Origin of the sequence: Corynebacterium sp. HMSC055D05, assembly GCF_001810365.1 — a bacterium.
Classification (GTDB): Bacteria; Actinomycetota; Actinomycetes; order Mycobacteriales; family Mycobacteriaceae; genus Corynebacterium; species Corynebacterium coyleae.
This window is the reverse complement of record NZ_KV801077.1, coordinates 94,305-112,609: the sequence shown is the minus strand read 5'-3', so window position 1 is coordinate 112,609 and position 18,305 is coordinate 94,305. Positions and strand designations below refer to the sequence as shown.

The 18,305-nt window shown below is 60.2% G+C and carries 18 protein-coding genes; 9 read left to right on the top strand and 9 right to left on the bottom strand.

Going from position 1 to position 18,305, the window contains the following annotated elements; all coding sequences use genetic code 11:
• Position 1: 1 nt before the first annotated feature.
• The 5 genes from sufC (at position 2) to HMPREF2734_RS08015 (ending at position 4,523) form a co-directional block, all read left to right on the top strand.
• The gene (sufC, locus tag HMPREF2734_RS08035) at positions 2 to 757 is read left to right on the top strand and encodes a Fe-S cluster assembly ATPase SufC (protein ID WP_070570358.1); all 756 of its coding nucleotides are present in this window, start codon (positions 2 to 4) and stop codon (positions 755 to 757) included.
• The gene (locus HMPREF2734_RS08030; RefSeq protein WP_070570356.1) at positions 757 to 1,989 is read left to right on the top strand and encodes a cysteine desulfurase; all 1,233 of its coding nucleotides are present in this window, start codon (positions 757 to 759) and stop codon (positions 1,987 to 1,989) included. The genes sufC and HMPREF2734_RS08030 overlap by 1 nt, the downstream gene beginning before the upstream one ends.
• On the top strand, positions 1,986 to 2,435 hold the full coding sequence (sufU, locus tag HMPREF2734_RS08025; RefSeq protein WP_070570354.1) for a Fe-S cluster assembly sulfur transfer protein SufU: 450 nt from the start codon (positions 1,986 to 1,988) through the stop codon (positions 2,433 to 2,435). The genes HMPREF2734_RS08030 and sufU overlap by 4 nt, the downstream gene beginning before the upstream one ends.
• A gap of 2 nt (positions 2,436 to 2,437) precedes the next feature.
• The gene (locus HMPREF2734_RS08020; protein ID WP_070423143.1) at positions 2,438 to 2,812 is read left to right on the top strand and encodes a metal-sulfur cluster assembly factor; all 375 of its coding nucleotides are present in this window, start codon (positions 2,438 to 2,440) and stop codon (positions 2,810 to 2,812) included.
• Between the two features lie 82 nt (positions 2,813 to 2,894).
• Positions 2,895 to 4,523, top strand: a complete 1,629-nt coding sequence (locus tag HMPREF2734_RS08015; protein WP_070570352.1) for an ABC-F family ATP-binding cassette domain-containing protein — start codon at positions 2,895 to 2,897, stop codon at positions 4,521 to 4,523.
• 79 nt (positions 4,524 to 4,602) lie between these two features.
• Here the strand turns inward: HMPREF2734_RS08015 and HMPREF2734_RS08010 are convergent, their stop codons facing one another.
• Positions 4,603 to 6,141, bottom strand: coding sequence for an HNH endonuclease signature motif containing protein (locus HMPREF2734_RS08010; RefSeq protein ID WP_070570350.1), 1,539 nt, complete (start codon positions 6,139 to 6,141; stop codon positions 4,603 to 4,605).
• Positions 6,142 to 6,174: 33 nt separating this feature from the next.
• Positions 6,175 to 7,041, bottom strand: a complete 867-nt coding sequence (locus tag HMPREF2734_RS08005) for a hypothetical protein (protein WP_070570348.1) — start codon at positions 7,039 to 7,041, stop codon at positions 6,175 to 6,177.
• 181 nt (positions 7,042 to 7,222) lie between these two features.
• On the opposite strand from HMPREF2734_RS08005, the gene HMPREF2734_RS08000 reads away from it, so the two are divergent.
• A complete protein-coding gene (locus HMPREF2734_RS08000) occupies positions 7,223 to 7,468 on the top strand; it encodes a PLDc N-terminal domain-containing protein (RefSeq protein WP_083308126.1) in 246 nt (81 codons plus the stop codon).
• On the opposite strand, the gene HMPREF2734_RS07995 is transcribed toward HMPREF2734_RS08000, so the two are convergent.
• The 4 genes from HMPREF2734_RS07995 to HMPREF2734_RS07980 are packed head-to-tail and all read right to left on the bottom strand — an operon-like array spanning position 7,449 to position 10,438.
• On the bottom strand, positions 7,449 to 8,057 hold the full coding sequence (locus tag HMPREF2734_RS07995) for a hypothetical protein (RefSeq protein ID WP_070570460.1): 609 nt from the start codon (positions 8,055 to 8,057) through the stop codon (positions 7,449 to 7,451). The genes HMPREF2734_RS08000 and HMPREF2734_RS07995 overlap by 20 nt on opposite strands.
• A complete protein-coding gene (locus HMPREF2734_RS11595; RefSeq protein ID WP_083308125.1) occupies positions 8,050 to 8,739 on the bottom strand; it encodes a MerR family transcriptional regulator in 690 nt (229 codons plus the stop codon). The genes HMPREF2734_RS07995 and HMPREF2734_RS11595 overlap by 8 nt, the downstream gene beginning before the upstream one ends.
• A gap of 54 nt (positions 8,740 to 8,793) precedes the next feature.
• Entirely contained in the window at positions 8,794 to 10,158 is a 1,365-nt protein-coding gene (locus HMPREF2734_RS07985) for a PFL family protein (protein WP_083279522.1), read from the bottom strand.
• Between the two features lie 10 nt (positions 10,159 to 10,168).
• Positions 10,169 to 10,438 carry an ACT domain-containing protein gene (locus HMPREF2734_RS07980; RefSeq protein WP_070423148.1) on the bottom strand — a complete coding sequence of 90 codons (270 nt, stop codon included), beginning with the start codon at positions 10,436 to 10,438 and terminating at the stop codon, positions 10,169 to 10,171.
• A 41-nt stretch (positions 10,439 to 10,479) separates the two neighbouring features.
• Here HMPREF2734_RS07980 and HMPREF2734_RS07975 point away from each other — a divergent pair, with 41 nt between their 5' ends.
• Entirely contained in the window at positions 10,480 to 11,136 is a 657-nt protein-coding gene (locus HMPREF2734_RS07975) for an NAD(P)H-binding protein (RefSeq protein ID WP_070570344.1), read from the top strand.
• Here HMPREF2734_RS07975 and HMPREF2734_RS07970 read toward each other — a convergent pair.
• The 3 genes from HMPREF2734_RS07970 to acnA form a co-directional block, all read right to left on the bottom strand.
• Complete coding sequence (locus tag HMPREF2734_RS07970) at positions 11,133 to 11,873, bottom strand: glutamine amidotransferase-related protein (protein WP_070570342.1); 741 nt, start codon at positions 11,871 to 11,873, stop codon at positions 11,133 to 11,135. The genes HMPREF2734_RS07975 and HMPREF2734_RS07970 overlap by 4 nt on opposite strands.
• A 24-nt stretch (positions 11,874 to 11,897) precedes the next feature.
• The gene (locus HMPREF2734_RS07965; protein ID WP_070570340.1) at positions 11,898 to 12,464 is read right to left on the bottom strand and encodes a TetR/AcrR family transcriptional regulator; all 567 of its coding nucleotides are present in this window, start codon (positions 12,462 to 12,464) and stop codon (positions 11,898 to 11,900) included.
• A gap of 143 nt (positions 12,465 to 12,607) precedes the next feature.
• Positions 12,608 to 15,385, bottom strand: a complete 2,778-nt coding sequence (gene acnA / locus HMPREF2734_RS07960; protein ID WP_208856595.1) for an aconitate hydratase AcnA — start codon at positions 15,383 to 15,385, stop codon at positions 12,608 to 12,610.
• 193 nt (positions 15,386 to 15,578) lie between these two features.
• Here acnA and HMPREF2734_RS07955 point away from each other — a divergent pair, with 193 nt between their 5' ends.
• Positions 15,579 to 16,052, top strand: a complete 474-nt coding sequence (locus tag HMPREF2734_RS07955; protein ID WP_083308124.1) for an Rv1476 family membrane protein — start codon at positions 15,579 to 15,581, stop codon at positions 16,050 to 16,052.
• Positions 16,053 to 16,620: 568 nt separating this feature from the next.
• A complete protein-coding gene (locus HMPREF2734_RS07950; protein WP_070570338.1) occupies positions 16,621 to 18,279 on the top strand; it encodes a DIP1281 family NlpC/P60 protein in 1,659 nt (552 codons plus the stop codon).
• Positions 18,280 to 18,305 lie beyond the last annotated feature (26 nt).

Here is an 18,305-nt window from a genome sequence, read left to right as displayed (position 1 = left end):
TATGTCCACCCTCGAAATTAAGAACCTGCACGCCAACGTCCTTCCGTCCGAGGAAGGCCAGGAGCCGAAGCCCATCCTCAAGGGCGTCAACCTGACCATCAAGGGCGGCGAAACCCACGCCATCATGGGCCCCAACGGCTCTGGCAAGTCCACCCTTGCCTACACCTTGGCCGGCCACCCGAAGTACGAGGTGACCGAAGGCGAAGTGCTGCTCGACGGCGAAAACATCCTCGAGATGGAAATCGACGAGCGCGCACGCGCCGGACTCTTCCTGGCCATGCAGTACCCGGTCGAGGTCCCAGGTGTGTCCTCCTCGAACTTCATGCGCTCCGCAGTCACCGCAGTGCGCGGTGAGGCACCGAAGCTGCGCGAGTGGGTCGGCGAACTCAACGCAGCGCGCGAGGCACTCCAGATGGATGCATCCTTCTCCGAGCGCTCCGTCAACGAAGGCTTCTCCGGTGGCGAGAAGAAGCGCCACGAAGTCATGCAGCTCTCCCTGATGAAGCCGAAGTTCGCCGTCATGGATGAGACCGACTCCGGCCTCGACGTCGACGCGCTGCGCATCGTCTCCGAGGGCATCAACCGCTACCAGGACGAAACCGGTGGCGGAGTGCTCATGATTACGCACTACAAGCGCATCCTGAACTACGTCAAGCCGGACTTCATCCACGTCTTCGCGGACGGCAAGATCGTCAAGACCGGCGACGCTTCCCTCGCTGACCAGCTCGAGGCTGAAGGCTACGAGAAGTTCATCTAATGACGCTCGACGTAACTGCAATCCGGCAAGAGTTCCCGATCCTGGGGCGCACCGTGCGCGGCGGAAAGCCGTTGGTGTACCTGGATTCGGGGGCGACGTCGCAACGCCCGCAGCGGGTGTGGGACGCTGAGCGCGACTTCGTGCTCGGCTACAACGCTCCCGTGCACCGCGGTTCATACCTTCTCGCTGAAGAGGCGACCGATGCATACGAATCGGCCCGCGAGGCGATCGCGGCGTTCGTAGGCGCGCGTAACGACGAGATCGCGTTCACCAAAAACGCCACCGAAGCCCTGAACTTGGTTGCGCACGTCCTGGGTGACTCGCGGGCGGGCTCGCTCGCGGTCGGGCCTGAGGACACGATCGTGATCACCGAGCTTGAGCACCACGCAAACCTGGTGCCATGGCAGGAGCTCGCCCGTCGCACAGGCGCGACGTTGAAGTGGTACAAGATGACCCCGGACGGACGCATCGACCTTGACTCGCTCGAGCTCGACAACTCCGTCAAGGTGGTCGCCTTTACCCACCAGTCGAACGTCACCGGTGCGGTTGCAGATGTCGAGGAGATGGTGCGCCGCGCAAAGGCTGTCGGGGCTCTCACCGTGCTCGACGCTTGCCAATCCGTGCCGCACATGCCGGTCGATTTCCACGCCTTGGACGTCGACTTCGCTGCCTTCTCCGGGCACAAGATGTGCGGCCCCAGTGGCGTGGGCGCGGTGTACTCCAAGCACCTCAACGAGCTGCCGCCGTTCTTGACCGGTGGCTCCATGATCGAGGTCGTGCGCATGGAGGAATCCACCTTCGCTCCCGCACCGCAGCGCTTCGAAGCGGGCACCCAGATGACCTCGCAGGTCGTCGGGCTCGGCGAGGCAGTGCGTTTCCTCACCGAGGTGGGTATGGAGGAGATCCAGGCTCACGAACACAAGCTCACGGCCTATGCGCTGGAGCAGATGCAGGCAATTGATGGGCTGCGCATCGCTGGCCCGCTGACGGCTGAGAATCGCGGTGGCGCGATCTCGTTCACTGTCGACGGTGTCCACCCGCATGACTTGGGGCAGGTGCTCGACTCTGAAGGCGTTGCGATTCGCACCGGCCACCACTGTGCGTGGCCAGCGCACCGCGGCCTCAATCTGCAGTCGACCTCGCGGGCAAGCTTCTACCTGTACAACACGCTTGACGAGGTAGACACGCTGGTGGCCTCTATTGCCAAGGCGAAGGAGTTTTTCGCACGATGAACCTCGAATCCATGTACCAGGAAGTCATCCTGGACCATTACAAAAACCCGCAGCACGCCGGGCTTCGCGAGCCATACGAGGCGGAGGTGCACCACGTCAACCCGTCCTGTGGCGACGAGCTGACGCTCCGTGTTCACCTGTCCGAAGATGGCTCCACCGTCGAGGACGTCTCCTACGACGCCGAAGGGTGCTCCATCTCCCAGGCTTCGACCTCGGTGATGGCTGAGGAGGTTATCGGCCTGCCGGTCGCCGAGGCGATGAAGAAGCTCGAAGCTTTCGACGAGATGATCACCTCCCGCGGCACCGTCGAGGGCGACGCGGAGATGATCGGCGATGGCGTCGCTTTCTCGGGTGTGTCGAAGTTTCCGGCCCGCGTCAAGTGCGCGCTGCTCGGCTGGAAGGCATTCCAGGCGGCAACGTCGGATGCATTGGAAGAAAAGGAGTAACTGTGACCGAATCGAACAAGCAGTCCGAGCGACCACAGCAAACCGAAGAGCAACTCAAGTTGGTCGGTGAAGTAGAGGAGTACCTCCACGACGTCATCGACCCGGAGCTGGGTATCAACGTTGTTGACCTCGGCCTGGTCTACGACCTGTGGATCGAGGAGCGCGAGGGCAAGACTGTCGCGGTGCTCAACATGACGCTCACCTCGCCGGCGTGCCCGCTCACCGACGTGATCGAGGAGCAGGCCACCAATGCGGTGGTGTCGAATACCGCGGTCGACGAGCTTGAGCTCAACTGGGTCTGGATGCCGCCGTGGGGCCCGCAGTTCATCACGGAAGAGGGACGCGAGCAGCTGCGTGCGCTTGGCTTCGCTGTCTAGACATCTATCTTGATCTTTCCCCGTCACGGAATGACTGTGGCGGGGAATTTTCGTTTAGGGATGGTTGATAGAGTGTTGCCCCGTGATTGTCACCAATGATCTCGAGGTCCGCGTCGGGGCACGCACGCTTCTCGACGCCCCAGGCCAGCACCTCCGCGTCCAACCCGGCGACCGCATCGGGCTCGTCGGCCGCAATGGTGCCGGTAAGACGACGACGATGCGCATCCTGGCGGGGGAGACCGAACCCTACGGCGGCTCGGTGACCCGGGCGGGCGAGATCGGCTACCTCCCGCAGGATTCCAAGGAAGGCGACATCGAGCAGACCGCCCGCGACCGTGTGCTCTCCGCCCGTGGGCTTGATCAGATTCAACGCTCCATGGCGAAGCAGCAGAAGATCATGGAGGAGACCGACGGGGCGGAGCGTGACAAGGCGATTGCGAAGTTCTCCCGCCTGGAGGAGCGCTACCAGGCGCTCGGCGGCTACGAGGCCAACGCTGAAGCGGCGCAGATCTGTGACAATTTGGGGCTTCCGGCCAGGGTGCTTGATCAGAAACTTAAGACGCTTTCGGGTGGTCAGCGTCGCCGCGTCGAACTGGCCCAAATTCTCTTTGCTTCTCGCCAGGGTTCGGGTAAGTCGAAGACGACGCTTCTTCTCGACGAGCCCACCAACCACCTCGACGCCGACTCCATCACCTGGCTGCGTAACTTCCTGTCCAAGCACGAGGGCGGGTTGATCATGATCTCGCACGACGTTGAGCTTCTCGACGCCGTCTGCAACAAGGTCTGGTTCCTCGACGCCGTCCGCGCGGAGGCCGACGTGTACAACATGGGCTTTTCCAAGTACAAGGACGCACGCGCCCTCGACGAGGCCCGGCGGCGCCGCGAGCGCGCCAACGCGGAGAAGAAGGCCTCGGCCCTGCAGAAGCAGGCCGCCAAGCTCGGCGCGAAAGCCACTAAGGCGGCCGCGGCGAAGCAGATGCTGGCGCGTGCCGAGCGCATGATGGGGGAGCTCGACGAGGTCCGCGTCGCCGACAAGGTCGCCTCCATCTCGTTCCCTGAGCCGGCGCCGTGCGGCAAGACCCCGCTCTTCGGCAAGGGGTTGACAAAGATGTACGGCTCGCTCGAAGTCTTCGCGGGCGTCGATCTTGCGGTGGACAAGGGATCCCGGGTGGTCGTTCTCGGCACGAATGGTGTGGGCAAGACTACTTTGCTCAAGCTGCTCGCCGGGGTGGAGCGCACCGACGGGGAGGGTGGCGTCGTCTCCGGCCATGGCCTCAAGATTGGCTACTTTGCCCAGGAGCACGACACGATCGACGGCTCCAAGTCGGTGTGGGAAAACACGATCGAGGCTTGCCCCGACGCTGGCCAACAGGACCTGCGTGGGCTGCTTGGTGCCTTCATGTTCTCCGGCGACAAGCTCGATCAGCCGGCGGGCACCCTTTCTGGCGGCGAGAAGACTCGCCTAGCGCTGGCGACGCTGGTTTCCTCGCGTGCGAACGTGTTGCTTCTCGACGAGCCCACCAACAACCTCGACCCACAATCCCGCGAACAGGTCCTCGATGCGCTGAAGACGTACACGGGAGCGGTGGTGCTGGTCACCCACGATCCGGGTGCGGTGCGGGCGCTCGAGCCAGAGCGGGTCATCATCATGCCGGAGGGCGATGAAGATATGTGGAGCGACGAGTACATGGAGATCGTCGAGCTGGCATAGCAACGCGCCATCATGGCAGACGTGGCCAGGCTAGCGCACACCTACGTTTGTTCGAGGCAGGCGTGTTCCCGGAGGCGGCCTAAAACGGCGGGTGAGGGGATTGGCGGTTTGCCCAGGGTGGTGGCTCGGTAGGCTCGCGCGGTGGTGGTTTCGCTGTAGCAGTCTTCGGTCGGTGGTTTCGTTTACGGATCCGATTGACGGCTGAGTTTTCCGCAGCATCGGCATGATTGAACCTGATTTCGGTGGACCCGGGTTGCTTCACGCCGGCACGACCAGCTGCGTGGTCCCGTTCGATGTGACTCGTGTTGCCTCTGTGGTCTTTGAAGTCGTTGTTGCACCGGTGATGGGTTCTACAGAGGGCCGCGAGGTTGTCGATGTTGGTGTCGCCGCCCTGAAGCCACGAGGTGATGTGGTGGATCTCGGTTTGGGTCAGTGGGGCGGTGCACCCCGTCCAGGCACACACGCCTTGCACCGCGAGCAACGTGATCTTCTGTGCCAATGATGCAAGGCGGTTTGTGCGGTAGAGGTTTAGCGGCAGTGCGGTGGCGCCATCAACGGTCAGGATAAAGTCAGCGGTGCCGTCCATCCCGAGACGGACGAGATCGAATGCTGTGAGGTCGATGCCGGTATTGGTTTGAAACCTTGTGGTTGGGGAGGCATCGGCGAGCTCGTCGAGCGTTACGGAGACGACAACGGACGCACAGCCGCCACCTGTTGGCTTTTGACACGTGTCGTAGTGCTTCAGCATCTTGGCAAATTGGTCGTAGGCCCGTTGGGCCGGAGTTCGGTAGTCGTCGACATCCTTTGGCATGTTTGAGTTCGGCGCTAGCCCCTTGTCGGCGAGTGCCTTGAACAATGCGGTGTCGCTGGCAGTGGCGTCGATGGTGATCTTGTGGGTGCCGTCGGCGCGCTGTGGCCCGATGTGGAGCCCACGTTTCTCCATGCCGGCGTTTGGGTTCGTGGGGTCGAGGTGTTCGCGGTTAGCGTCTTCTACCCAGCGTCGTACTGTTGCACGGAGGTCTTTGACTGTACGTCGCGGAGCCTCTGCGAGCGCCTTAGCCTGGAGACGAGCGCGGGCACCTTTGGCGGCCTCAACGAGGCGATCCAGCTCGAGACGAATCACGCGTTGTTTTTCGGCATTGACGCGCTCGGCGTTTCGGCGTGCCGTTTCCTGTTCGCGGCGCGCCTGCTCGCGCGCTGCTTGCTGCGCAGCTGCTTTCGCGGCCGCCTGTGCGGCATCGTCCGCCGTGGAATCTGCGTTGGAGTCGAAGAGGTCACCATCAGCAGCGTCCTCTGCGGTCCCCTCGACGGCCGGCTCCCCGTAGTAGTCGCGGCCACGGGCGAGACGGTCGTAGGCCTCCTTGGGCTCAAGGCCAAGCTTCTTCTGTAAGTACTGGGTCGGATGTTTCGCGCCGACGGTGCGGCCAGCTTCATCGCGCTCGCAGAGGAATGCGAAGAAGGCGTCGAGGCTTGCCTTGACGTTGAAGGCTGCTTCGAAGCGCTCCATCTCTTTGTGGATGTCGTCGAAGTGCAGCGTTGCTGGGTCGTGAAAGAGGTCCTTGATTGCGAAAAGGGCATGGGAGATGGTGTCGACGTGGCGCGAAAGCTCCGTTGACATGGTTTCTCTCCCTTAACGCAATCGGAATTAGTGCTAGAACGGACCTTTAACAGTTGTAGGGCTGGAGTCAGCCCAGGATGTGTCGGCAAGAAAGTCAACTGTGATGGATTCTCGGCGTGGTTGTGTCAGCCGTTCATGTACGCGCTTCATCGAGTCTTCGTTGACGTCGACTACCATGATCAACCTGCCGGAACTATCGCTCAGGCGCAATGAATTTTCCAGCGAATCAATGGTGAGGAATGGATAGTCGCTCGGGAAGTGTGGCTTCACTACCGTCTCGTATTCGTCGCCAAGCAATGCGTCCTGGAAGGGGCGAATCTGGACGTGTGGTGGCTTCCAATGGAATAGGTATTGCGCCAAAATCTCCGCAGTAACGGATCCTTCATCCCGGAGTGAAAGCAGATTGGTCAGGATCCTGTCTCCGCCGGCGGGGAGCAGGATATCCATGCCTGAGCAGTACTCGCCGTTGCGCTTTGAGATAACCCGTATGACTTTGCGTTCAAGAAGTGGCGGTAGCTGCAAGTACATGTCCGTGTTGCTAGCGCGAGCCAATTCGTAAAGGGGCTTAACGTTTTCATGATCAAACGTGCAGCGGTCCGGCTTATAGTTGTCGATCCTGAGCGTCACTTCGCGTCGGGCGTAGTCGAGGATGAGGTAGTCTTCGCACAGCTCGTCGAGGTACGGGGTGTCCACATATTGCGTGGATAGTGGCGCTGGAAATTGGGCGAGAAGATTTGCGATGTCTCCGAGTCCCCGAGTGGGATTTCTTGTGTCGATCCTATATGCGTAAATAGATTCGAGAATGGATGTGAATCCGTCCCCGTGAAGATAGAAAGTTGCGCCGACCGGCTCGCATTCATTGCGTTCGGTTATGACATGTAGTAGCGGTTCTGGGAACATTTCTGCGCTCCTTAGATCGTAAAAATTGTGTTACCAGTGACCGTAATGAGCTAAACATTGATCGCACAAGTGTTTGATCACTATATTGTGCATTGGACCCTAGATAAAAGAAATATGCGAAATTTTGCGAGAATAGCAACACGCTTATCGACGATCAACCCAACCGGCTAAACTTCAAGCCATGGCTAAAAACAATGAGTTCATCGACACCATCAAGGACGCATGGAACAGCTTGTCCTCTGACCAGAAGACCATCGCTGGCGTCTTGGCCACGATCGATACGGCAGGCAAGGCCTTCGCGTTGCGTGACCTTGCCCGCACCAACTCCAACAAGATCCGTGGTCCAAAGTGGCTATGGACACCGATCATCGGAGCGGTGAACACGTTGGGCTGGGTCGGCTACTTCATCATTGGGAAGAAGCGCTAGGTCCCACGACAGAGGATCCGCGGTAAAAGCGGATCTTGCTGATGTTTTGGGGGTCGGGCCGCTGCCAGGGATAGCGGTCGGGGTAGGCCCGTACCTCTTCGCTCAGGCGCATGAGTGTGTCTGTTCCAGCAGGACCGCCCAGAGTAAGCACTCCGTCGACGATCTCGACCGCCGATGAGTAAGAAGGTTCGTCCGACATGCTTTGCACTGAAGCCGTTGGGAATTCCGCGAAGAGTGTCCGGCCGCGCCTGAAAACGAAGACGTTCTCGTCGTAATAGCTAGGACGAATTCGCTCCGCGGCGATCAAGCCCCACACGTACACCACGGCCCACAGCGACAGCAGCAACGCAACGACGCGAATGGTACCTGCAGGCAGTACAAGGTGGACAACGACTGCCTCGACGGCAAGCACCGCTGTGACCATCCCAAGCAATTGCAATCGACCAGGTTGATGGGGCAGCGCCGTAGCCTCTTCGGGGATGAGTGTCTCCCGGCGGATCCAACGCAAGAGATCTCGGTATAGACCGAGTTCATACTTGGCCAGGCGGAAGCCGGGGTGTTTTCGGAACAAGCGGAGGAAGCTACGCAAGGGGATCACCTGCCAGCACTTGAAGCACTAATCCCTGTGCGCCCTTCGTAGGTACATCCGACGACGCAAGTGGCACGTCTCCGGGGCTGAGGGTGGGGAAAATGTCTCGCATCAGTCCGGCTTGCGCCAGCGGGCGCAGCCTATCGACGATTACTTCGACGGAAGGGTCTCCAGGCCGCAATTCACCGAGTTTTAGCCAGAGGTCCGCAGCCTTTCGAGCTGCGGCGAGACAGCTGGGATCTTGAAGATTCTTCCGGAGCTGCTCCCAAGTGTCCGGCGTAGCAACGCCGGTAAGGGCCATGAGGTCCCATGAATCCAGTTCGATCCGCAAAAGTGACGAATCATCGATTAAGGAGCCGAGCGAAAAACGGATGTCGTCCGGGGTCCCATGTGGCGATGTAGACAGAGCGAGAAGGCGCCGTTTCTGGCGCTGGAGCTGTGCAATGCGTTCGTCGAGAAGGACGAGCGATTTCTCAACAGCCTTCGGGCTTCGGACTTCGGAAACGGGAACTCCGGCGTCGATAAGTGCTCTGGCGCGAAGGACCGCCGCGAGATCGGATACGGAATAGTTGCGGTAGTTACCACTGGTCCGAGCAGGTTCGGGAACTGCGCCACTCGTATGCAGGTGACGCACGGCCCGCACGGAGCAGCCTGCGACTGCAGCGACTTCTGAAATCTTCACACGACCATTCTCAACCCTGACACTGTGTCAGGGTCAAGAAGTCGGAGGAACTAATTAGTTCCTAAACCCGTGCACCGGTGCGGGGATGAATCCGCCACGGTGGATGAATTCGTCGTTGCCCACCTTGTTTACCGGAATGACCGGTGCGTAGCCGAGGAGGCCGCCGAAGTTGACTTCGTCGCCAGGCTTGGTGCCCGGCACGGGGATCAGGCGTGCTGCGGTGGTCTTATGGTTCATGACACCGATTGCCGCTTCGTCGGCAATCATGCCGGCGATGAGTTCGGCAGAAGTGTCGCCTGGGATTGCGATCATGTCGAAGCCGACGGAGCAGATGGAGGTCATTGCCTCGAGTTTGTCCATGGAGATCGCACCGGAGTTTACGGCGTCGATCATGCCTTTGTCCTCGGAGACCGGGATGAACGAGCCTGACAGGCCACCGACGCGGGAGCATGCCATCATGCCGCCCTTCTTCACGGCGTCGTTAAGCAAGGCTAGCGCTGCGGTTGTGCCGTGGGTGCCGACCTGGTCGAGCCCCATGCGTTCGAGGACGTGTGCGACGGAGTCGCCCATTTCGGCGGTCGGTGCAAGCGAGAGGTCGACGATGCCAAACGGGACGCCGAGGCGCTCAGCAGCAAGAGTGCCGACGAGCTGGCCCGCACGGGTGATCTTGAACGCGGCCTTCTTGATCTCCTCGGCGACTTCGTTGAGCGTCGCGCCCTTGAGCGGAGCGATCGCATTGTCAACGACACCTGGGCCCGACACGCCGACAGAGATGACGGTGTCTGGCTCTTCGATGCCGTGGAATGCGCCGGCCATGAACGGGTTGTCGCCGACCGCGTTGGCGAAGACGACGAGCTTCGCACAGGCGATGGAGGAGCGGTCCTTGGTCAGTTCCGCCGCTTCCTTCACAATCTCGCCCATCTTGGCCACGGCGTTCATGTTGATGCCAGCGCGCGAGGATGCGATGTTGACGGAGCTGCAGACGTTGTTGGTCTCCGCCAGAGCTTCCGGGATGGAGTAGATCAGGTTCTTGTCGGCGCGGGTGCCGCCCTTCTCGACGAGTGCGGAGTAGCCGCCGACGAAGTTCACACCGAGTTCGGCTGCAGCGCGATCGAGAGCTCGCGCAATCTCGACCGGGCTACCCTCTACACCTGCTGCAACAAGTGCGACGGGGGAGACCGAGATGCGTTTATTCACAATCGGGATGCCGAGCTCGCGCTCGATGCCTTCACAGACGGGAACGAGGTCGCGGGCGCGTTCGGTGACGCGGTCGTAAACCGCCTGTGCGGTGGCCTCCATCGTGGCGCGGGTGCAACCGATGAGGGAGATGCCCATGGTTACGGTGCGGATGTCCAGGCGGTAGTCCTCGATCATCCGGATGACGTCGAGGAATCGTGCGTCAGAAAACTCGAGTTTCACGGAACTTCCCTTAGATGTCGTTGATAGCGCTGAAGAGTGCTTCAGATTGGATCCGGACTACCATGCCGAGCGGCTTGCCGCAGGCGTCGAAGGCGTCCTGGAGGACACCCATGTCAACATTTCCTTCGGGGAGCTCGACGCGCATGATCATGGTGAAGAAGTCATCCATGATGGTTTGCGATACATCTACGATGTTAAGGCCCTGGTCGGCTGCGGTTTTCGATACCGCTGCAATCACGCCCGGGCGATCCTTACCTGTGGTTGTAATAATTGCATGCATGCGAAAAGTATAGATCGAGAATCGTCGTTAGAGTCGGGTTTATGAAAACTCAGCATGTCCTCGTTCTTGGTGCAGGCGGTAACGTCTCGCGCTTCACTGTGCCCAAACTAGTGGGCAATGGCCATAACGTTAGTGCTCTTGTCCGGAATCCTGACCACGCCAAGCAGCTTATCGACGATGGCGCCACCGTCATCGTTCGCGATCTCACCACTCTCGACCAGGAGGGATGGGCACGCCTCCTTACACCATTCGATGTGGTTGTCTGGTCTGCGGGCGCAGGCGGGGGTTCTGCGGAGCGGACCTGGGCGGTGGATCGCGACGCTGCGATGACGATGATCGACGCGCTCGAAGAGCTAGACGAGTTCGCCCCTTTTCTCGTCATGGTGTCCTATGCAGGTGCTACCGAGGCCTCCACTGAGGATGATGGCGGTTCGTGGTACGCCTACGTTGAGTCAAAGAAAGCCGTTGACCGGCGACTGCTTGATTCGAGCCTGCCACACCAGATCCTTGGCCCAACGCTGCTGACCGATGATCCAGCAGAGGGCATCGCGCTTCTCGACGAACCACGTGGCACCGAATCCGAAACCCCTCGAGAGCTCGTAGCAGATGTGATCGTCGAATCGGTTGGCCGTGGCGAGCCGTTTGCACGTAACCCGCTGGACTTTGAGGGTGGCAGCGGGTCAGTCGCAGGACTTTAAATGTCGAGGCAAAAGTAGTCCTCGCGGCACAGCCGGGCGAAGTTGCGTAGAAGCATGTTCGCCCGGCTGACGTCGTGATTGGGCAGATCTGCGACGATGCGGGCGTACTCCTCGGCAGGGAAGTAGCCGTAGTCGTGGAAGAAATCCATGCGTGTACGCATGGCGTCGGCGTCCATTTCGGCGTGAAACTGTGTGGCCCACACGTGGTCGTCGTAACGCACCATCTGCACTGGGCAGGAGGGACCTGTAGCGAGCACGGTCAACGAATTGGGCAACTCTACGGGGTTCTCTGTATGTCCCGTCAGCGCGGTAAACGTGCCGGAGCCACTGACTACGGGGTCAAGCTCCCCTTCGGCTGTCACGTCAACGATGGTAGGTCCAGAAGGCTCAGGCGAGGTGCACCCAACGGTGCCGCCGAGGTGGTCGACGAGCCAGGAGATGCCGAAGCAGACGAAAAAGACGGGCTTGCCAGACGTAACCACGGTGGATAGCACGTCGTCGATATGCAGGTGCCAGGCACCACGTTCTTCATTGGTGACGTTCAGCGAGCATCCGCCGACGATAATCCCGCTGACCGTGTCGAGCGGGCCTAATTCAGCGTCAGGCGAATTGATGATGCGAAGCTCCATATCCAATTCGCTCAGGCCAGTTGCGCGCAGCGTGTCGTGATACTCGGCGTGCGCGACATCTGGGCCGATCTCGCCGTTGCGAAGTGAAAGGAAAAGGAGCTTAGCCATGCCGGCTACTCTATACCGCTCGGTCTATTCCTGATTCATTGGGTGCCGAACGGCTTGCTCCACGATGTCAAGCATCGATTCGAGGCGTTCCACAGGCTCACCGGCAGCGAGTTTGGTGATAAACCCTTCGAGAACAGTCTCCAGGTAGGTCTGCACTACCTCCACGGGGACGTCGTCGCGCATATGCTTGTTCGATTCCAAGCGCGTGCGCACCGCCTGGTCGAGCACCTCTTGATGTTCCCGCCAGCGTGCTTCGAACTTCGGGTCAGTTCGCAGTCTCCGCAGGATTTCCGCACGAGTGGTGAACCAATCGTTTGCTTCAGTGTCGTGGAGCATCCCACGCATGACCTCAACCAAACCCTGCTCACTGACCACTTGTGCCTGGCGCTCCGCGTCCGCTTTCGCAATAGCAAGGAACAGTGATTCCTTGTCTCCGAAGTGATGGAAGATCGCGCCTCGGGTTTTACCGGTGGCTTCCTCGAGCCGTGCAACAGTGGCGCCCTCGTAGCCGTAATGGGCGAAGCATTTGCGTGCGGTATCGATAATCTCGCTACGGCGGCGTGCGAGCTCGGCCTCGCTCACGATAGGCATGTCAGTGCTCCTTGGCGTAGTTCTAGGTCAAACGTGGTCGAAGACTAGCGGAGTGCGGAAACAAAGGATTAGGGGGTAAAAATGCGGAAGGGGCCCCGCGTAGTGCGGTGGCCCCTTCGCGGCGATGGCGTCAGGAGAGCTGACTAGCTCTTGACCATCTGGCGAAGCACGTACTGCAGAATGCCGCCGTGGCGGTAGTACTCAGCCTCACCTGGGGTGTCCACGCGGACAACAGCGTCGAACTCGACAGCGTCAGCGCCGTCCTTCTCAGCCTTGACGTGAACCGTTGCCGGGATGTCACCCTTGTTGAAGTCGGTGATACCGGACAGGGTGAAGGTCTCGGTGCCGTCGAGGCCGAGGGACTCGTGGGACTGGCCCTCCGGGAACTGCAGCGGCAGAACACCCATACCGATCAGGTTGGAACGGTGGATGCGCTCAAAGGACTCGGCGATAACTGCCTTCACACCAAGCAGGTTGGTGCCCTTAGCAGCCCAGTCACGGGAAGAACCGGTGCCGTATTCCTTACCAGCAAGGACGACGAGCGGAATGTTCTTCTCTGCGTAGTTCATCGCAGCATCGTAGATGTATGCCTGCGGTGCACCCTCCTGGGTGAAGTCGCGGGTGAATCCACCCTGCTCATCAACCAGCTGGTTGCGCAGACGGATGTTTGCGAAGGTACCGCGAACCATGACCTCGTGGTTGCCACGACGGGAGCCGAAGGAGTTGTAGTCCTGGCGCTCAACACCGTGGGAATCGAGGTAGTTCGCAGCCGGGGTGCCCGGCTTAATGGAGGAAGCAGGGGAGATGTGGTCCGTGGTGACCGAGTCGCCCAGCTTCGCCAGAACGCGAGCACCCTCGATGTCCTTGACATCCTCCGGCTCCTCCGGCATGCCGTCAAAGTACGGTGCCTTGCGGATGTAGGTGGAGTCTTCGTTCCACTCGAAGGTCTTGCCGGTCGGGATGTCGAGACCCTGCCACTGTGCGTCGCCCTTGAAGACGTCGGCGTAGTCAGCCTCGTACATCTCACGGGAGATGGTGCCAGCGATGGTCTCTTCGATCTCCTCGGTGGACGGCCAGACGTCCTTGAGGAAGACGTCGTTGCCGTCTGCGTCCTGGCCGAGCGGCTGGGTTTCGAAGTCGAAGTCCATGGTGCCGGCGATTGCGTATGCAATGACCAAGAGCGGGGACGCGAGGTAGTTCATCTTCACGTCCGGGGAGATACGACCCTCGAAGTTGCGGTTGCCGGAAAGCACTGCGGTTGCGGTGAGGTCAAACTCGTTGACAGCCTCGGAGACCTCAGCCGGCAGCGGGCCAGAGTTGCCGATGCAGGATGCGCAGCCGAAGCCGGACAGGTAGAAGCCAACAGCCTCGAGGTCCTTCCAGAGGTCTGCGCGCTCGTAGTAGCCGTCGACAACCTGGGAGCCCGGAGCCATGATGGTCTTGACCCACGGCTTAGCCTTCAGGCCTTTCTCAGCAGCCTTGCGTGCGAGCAGGGCAGCGCCAACCATGACGGACGGGTTGGAGGTGTTGGTGCAGGAGGTGACTGCAGCAATTGCGACGAAGCCGTGGTCGAGGGTGTACTCGCCACCCTGCGGGGACTCGACGATGACCGGCTTGGAAGCGCGGCCCTCAGCACCCACAGCGGCGGACTCGCCGTTTGCCGGCCAAGACTCGTTGTAGGAGACGCTGTCGACCTTTGCTGCACGAACCGGCTCGGACGTGCCCTCGCCAGCGGTGTTGTAGTCCGGCAGCTGCTTGCGGAAGGTCTCCTTGGACTCCGCGAGCAGGATCCGGTCCTGCGGGCGCTTCGGGCCAGCGATAGACGGCTTGACGGTGGAGAGGTCGAGCTCGAGGTACTCGGAGTACTCAGCTTCCGCAGCGTCCTGCTCAAGCCACATGCCCTGTGCCTTGGCGTATGCCTCGACGCGGTCGATGTCCTCCTGGTTACGACCGGTCAGGTGCAGGTAGTTGATGGTCTCCTCGTCGATCGGGAAGATCGCGCAGGTGGAGCCGAACTCTGGGGACATGTTGCCGATGGTGGCGCGGTTTGCCAGCGGGATCTGCTTGACACCGTTGCCGTAGAACTCGACGAACTTCTGGACCACGCCGTGCTCACGCAGCATCTCGGTGATGGTCAGCACCACGTCGGTTGCGGTCACGCCGGTCGGAATCTCGCCGGTGAGCTTGAAGCCGACAACGCGCGGGATGAGCATGGAGACCGGCTGGCCAAGCATCGCTGCCTCAGCCTCGATACCGCCGACGCCCCAGCCAAGGATGCCCAGGCCGTTTTCCATGGTGGTGTGGGAGTCGGTACCAATGCAGGTGTCCGGGTATGCAACGCCGTCGTTGTCAAAGACAACGCGGGAGAGGTACTCGATGTTGACCTGGTGGACGATGCCGGTTCCCGGCGGGACAACACGGAAGTTAGAGAAGTTCTCTGCACCCCAGCGCAGGAACTGGTAGCGCTCCTCGTTGCGCTGGTACTCAATCTCTACGTTCTTCTCGATGGCATCGGTGGAACCAAAGGCCTCGATGATCACAGAGTGGTCAATAACCATCTCTGCCGGGTTCAGGGGGTTGACCTGATCCGGGTTGCCGCCGAGCGACGATACGGCCTCACGCATGGTGGCAAGGTCGACGACACACGGCACGCCCGTGAAGTCCTGCATCAGCACACGTGCTGGGGTGAACTGGATCTCAACGCTCGGCTCTGCCGACGGGTCCCAGTTTGCAATGGCCTTGATGTGGTCTTCGGTGACGTTCTTGCCGTCCTCGGTGCGCAGGAGGTTCTCGCCCAACACCTTAAGGGAGTAGGGGAGTTTCTCCATGCCTTCAACAGCATCGAGAGCGAAGTAGTCGTAAGACTTACCGCCAACCTCGAGCGTCTTCTTGGCACCGAAGGAATTCTTGCTTTCTGCCACGGTGAGCTCCATTCCTCGTCGTAATCAAAAACAGGGATGATGACCCTATGGTCAAGTCCCATACTAAGCGACCCGCCATAGATCCGTACTGATGATAACAGTACGTTCGTTATGTTTTCATATTTTGCTTATCGACTACAGCAAAATCACTCAGATTAGAATCGGCCCAGCAGTTTGGCATGAAGGAGTAATCGTGGAGCCGGAGACGACATTGGACGAGCTAATCGGCCAGCTTGAAACCTCTGCCGTGGCTTTTGGTACGGAGAATCCGGTAAACGATGACCTGCGAAATGGCATTGAAGGCGTGCTGAGCTCGCCGCATTCGGATTCGATTGACCCTGCCGCAGTAGTCGTTTTAGAGCGCACTCCAGAAAAGGTTGCCCAGCTCCGAGATCTTGCCCAGGACATTGCAAACGCTACGGATTATTCAACAGTGCTGATCCGCACACCCCACACCGCAGTGGGGGTAAGCGAAGAGTTGAGTCGTGCGCAGATAGAGACAGGGGAGCTCGCGATGATGTCGCATGCGGATTATGTCGAAGGGCTGAAAGCGTTTACAGAGGAGGCGAGTTCCTTCTCTCCAATGTGGCCGGTAGTTGTTGGGGTGGCGCTAGTCGCGTTTGCCCTCCTCGCGATCGCTGCGCGGCGCCCAAAGCTGTCACGCTAGACAAGTTGCAAGACTTGACGGAGTTAATGCCAGGAGTGTCTCAGGTTGCTAAAGGGTACCTGCTCCGCGGCTCTTATTTCGCCATTTTCCCACGTCAAAACAGGTAAGTAACGGTTCGGTAACCATTAGTGTGAGCAAACTCACACGTCAAATGAGCGTGTCAATACATGCAGGTGAGGCGTGTGTGAATCATGTGACAAGACTTGACTTGATCAACTTTATGTAACGAAAGGGATACAAGTCGGTTGGCTTGACGTATGGTGCTCCTATCGGCTCGCGGGTCGATAGTTGTCACATGTTTCGCGTGAAGCTTCATTGAGCGCTCTAGTCAAGCGTTCGACTGATGGATCGGGCTTGTGGGGAAGCACGCCGAGATCCTGAAACATTGTTGAAGCGCCACGGATTCTTGTGGTGGCTACTTCTTCGCGCTGCCGCGTTAGTAGTCAACATCGAGGCCGCACGTTCTTACCCCTAGTCAGGGTTTATGTGTGCCTTGGCGCGCCTGCAGGTTTCTTGATCACCTGCGGGCCTGCCACGGTATGCGCGTGCGGCATGAAGGAGCACCTTCGTGGCAAATCCACTTAGGGGCACCCGGTTTGGACGTGCACGTAATGTGTTCGGTACTGCCGCGTGTGTCGTTACCGTGTCGTTGGCGGTGGGCCTCGTCAGCCCGGCTGCCTCTGGTCAGAGCTCGACGTCTACCGTCAGCGAACTCGTTTCCGCAGTCACCCGCGCTCAAGCGGACGTGGACGCCCGAAACTTGAACCTCGGCGAACTGCAAGAGGCGGTTAACCAGTCGCTCGTCGATTTGCACGACGCTCATGCAAAGGCCCAGCAGGCCCGCCTCGGCGAAGAGGAAGCTAAGCGTCGCCTGGACGAGGCTCAGGCTCGCGTCGAAAAGCTGCGCACCGAGCTTGATGAGTTAAGCCGTTCCCAGTATCGCGGGGCGTCGACAAGCGATGTGCTCACGTCGATTAGCGGTAAGGACACGCAGCGCGACGTGCTGGATCGCTCGCTGTTCCTGCGCCAGCGTTCTGAAGAAAAGCGTGCGAAGCTGCAGGAAGCGGAGCAGGCCCGTGCAGAGGCGGCGAACGAAGAGTCGACGCTGCGTCAGACGCGTGAGCTTGCCGACTCGGCTGCTCAAGAAGCCGAGGCTGCGGAGGCGCAAGCGCGTCAGCTTCTCGACGACAACCGCGCAGCGCTCGAGGCAAGCACGGCTGAGCGCGACGCCGCGCAACGCGAGCTTGAAGCAGCGCAATCTGATCTCCAGGAGCAGCGCGCGCCTGAGCAGCAGGAAGCATCCGATGAGACAACGGAGGGCCCTGTGGCCAGCCCGTACGCTTCAACCCTGACCATTTCGCGCGGCGATGCCACCTATGAGGTCCCAGAAGAGGTCGTGGACCGTGTTCGGGAGCGCATCTCTGGTACCTCCCCTGAAGCCGGCGAGCCGAGCCGTGAGGCCATCGTGGATGCCGTGCGTGTTGTAGCCCAGACTTCTTCTTCAGATACGACGTCCGACGACGTGTCCCAGGTTGCTGCGCTTTCTTCGGCAGCAGGCTTGCCACAGCTTGACGACGACGCCATCGCGAAGGCTGGTGCCATCGCCGTCGGCGTGGCCCTGGTTGGGGGTGTTGCTGCGAACCACGGCTCCTTCTCTGATGCAGTGAATAGCGGTGACGCAGGTCAACTTGTGACTGCGTTCGCAGAGGGCCTCACTGGTGCCTTGGGCAATGTCGATAACACCTCAGGCACCGTGGCTGACGTATTGCCGCAGGTGCAGACTGCGGCAGATCTTACTGAGAAGGCTCGTGCTGCCTCTGCGGCCGTATCCGACGCCTCTCAGGTTGAGACGGTTATCGCACGGGCTCAGTCGATGATCGGCACGCCGTATGTCTGGGGCGGTGGCGATGCAAACGGTCCAACCACGGGCTTGGAAGGCGGCGGTCAAGCTGGCTTCGACTGCTCTGGCCTCGTGCTTTACGCATTCGCCGGCGCTGGCATTGCATTGCCCCACTACACGGGCTACCAGTACCAGCGCGGCACGCATGTGCCGGCGAGCGAAGCGCAGCGCGGCGACTTGCTGTTCTGGGGTCCGGGCGGCAACCAGCACGTTGCCATCTACCTCGGCGACGGCACCATGATCGAGGCACCGCAGTCTGGCATGAACGTGCAGATTTCTCCGGTCCGTTGGTCCGGCATGGCGCCGAACGCGGTCCGCCTGCTCTAATTTTTCGGGGCCACAGTCTAGGCTCA